This window comes from Prevotella sp. AM23-5 (genome assembly GCF_003473645.1).
Classification (GTDB): domain Bacteria; phylum Bacteroidota; class Bacteroidia; order Bacteroidales; family Bacteroidaceae; genus Prevotella; species Prevotella copri_A.
Genome location: NZ_QUCG01000105.1, coordinates 1 through 1846 on the forward strand (window position 1 = coordinate 1; position 1846 = coordinate 1846).

Annotated in this window: 3 protein-coding genes; 2 read left to right on the plus strand and 1 reads right to left on the minus strand. The window is 44.4% G+C overall.

The window, feature by feature from the left end; all coding sequences use genetic code 11:
* Positions 1-36 precede the first annotated feature (36 nt).
* Positions 37-195 (plus strand): ribonuclease P, encoded by a 159-nt coding sequence (locus DW657_RS15930; protein ID WP_301332455.1) that lies wholly within the window; start codon positions 37-39, stop codon positions 193-195.
* Between the two features lie 288 nt (positions 196-483).
* On the opposite strand, the gene DW657_RS15935 is transcribed toward DW657_RS15930, so the two are convergent.
* Positions 484-663: a hypothetical protein gene (locus DW657_RS15935; protein WP_118313402.1), complete on the minus strand. Its 180-nt coding sequence runs from the start codon at positions 661-663 to the stop codon at positions 484-486.
* Between the two features lie 282 nt (positions 664-945).
* Between DW657_RS15935 and DW657_RS15945 the strand changes: the two genes are divergently transcribed.
* Positions 946-1329, plus strand: coding sequence for a single-stranded DNA-binding protein (locus DW657_RS15945; protein ID WP_058322080.1), 384 nt, complete (start codon positions 946-948; stop codon positions 1327-1329).
* The last annotated feature ends 517 nt before the right edge of the window (positions 1330-1846 follow it).

The window sequence follows — 1846 nt, forward strand, 5'->3', positions numbered from 1 at the left end:
CAAAGATAATAAAAAAAAACAATATACAACGAAGAATTGACCGACATTATCGGTTGCAGTTGCACACTGCTGATACCCTACAGAGGACGCACAGAAGGTTTCGTGGTTGCAGACTATGGTGAGGACATCGTAGTGAAATTGCGCAATGGCAAGGAAATTGTAGAAAGACGTGATGACGTTCTTGTCTATGACTGACGAAAAGGATGCTTGGTGAAGGTTATACTCGCCAGGCATCTTTTTTCTTTCCGCCAGTAAAAGCCCTTTTGTATGTAACGGCAAACTCCCTTCATCGTTTGCCGATAAACTTTTATATGGCTATGCTTTGATGGTTGTATTCGCCAAATGGCGACCTGCCTCTTTGTATGAGATAAAATCTGCGACTACGCCTTTCTTGGAGCTTTTCGTACAATGAAGCCTTTTGTCTGAGGATGGATCTTGTTTGCAGCATTGCGATTGTAGTTGGTTGCTCATGCTTACCTTCCTCTACAAATAGGAGTAGCCTTCGAAGCAGGTTCTCCTTCTGCTTGTCTTTGTCAATATGCTCATGCGACCACCCTCCATGCGGAAAAGTGTATTGCCCGTTGGTTTACCATTGTTTATGACGGCACACGCCATGGAAACGTGCTTTGCATTGATGATGGTTGCTGCAAATGATTGTACCATACGATGCTGTTACGGTGTTCTTGCGTCCTTTTCTGAATTACCGATTTTTTGAAGCCACTATTTTTCCTATGCAAAGGTAGCGTGATGCTTCGACAGATGGAATCCGTCTTGTGCGGTCGCTTCGCTGTGACCAATAAAATAGCCGATAATCTTCCTTTTTCTCCTCACCGCCAACAGAAAACGAGTATTATAGTCGATTTTCATGGTGCTGCCCCCATGTGCCACATCCCTGCTCTTGGATTGCATGTAAAAATTAAGTTTCACTTCAAAAAGTAATTCAATATGAAAAAGATCGAGAACTCTTTCGTAGTAACAGGATTCGTAGGCAACAACGCAGAAATCCGTCAGTTCACCAACGCTTCAGTAGCACGTTTCTCATTGGCAGTCAGCCGTCAGGAGAAGAATGGTGAGGAAACCAACAGGGTATCAGCTTTCATGAACATGGAGGCATGGCGCAAGAACGAGCATGTTGACTCTTTCGACAAGCTGCAGAAGGGAACCATGCTCACCGTCGAGGGCTACTTCAAGCCAGACGAGTGGGTTGATCAGCAAGGCACCAAGCACAACCGCATCATCTTCATCGCAAACAAGTTCTATCCTACACCAGACAAGGAGGAAACTCCAGCGGCAGAGCCTGAAAAGCCTACCAAGAAAGGCAAGAAATAGGATTTCTTCATTCTCTCCAATAAACAAAGCGGCTTCGGTCGCTTTTGTTTTACTCATACAACCATGTTTACTTTTATAGCCACTATTAGCAAGTTTACTCTTATAACCGCATGCGTACTGCTATTATAAGCGTCAAGCCGTCTTCCCTTTTTATTACTTTGTCCCACCCATCTGCGAAACCGCACCAACAGTTCGTCAAAGCGACATTCTTTATTTATCGGGAGTAAGATTCCGAAAGATGAAGAATGACCATTTGCCGAAGGACAAGCACGAACAGAATGGCATTGGCTAACGGCATCCGTGACGCAACCGTCACTTACATGCTGTCTACCAATGCCACACCTTTCGTTAAGTTGCTTGTCTGGCTGTTGCGCAGTTTCACTCCCACCCATATCTTTTATATTCGCTTCTCGTCTTCCTTTTATAATCCATGGTTTACCCTTTTTATAGCCGTCACAAAGATTTTATGCCAAAAGGCTCCTTGACTGTGGCGACCAACTGTCGCTACAGCAATAAG

Coding starts and splice junctions, on each gene's coding strand:
- DW657_RS15935 (WP_118313402.1), bottom strand. CDS start 663: ATGGTACAATCATTTGCAGCAACCATCATCAATGCAAAGCACGTTTCC.
- DW657_RS15945 (WP_058322080.1), top strand. CDS start 946: ATGAAAAAGATCGAGAACTCTTTCGTAGTAACAGGATTCGTAGGCAAC.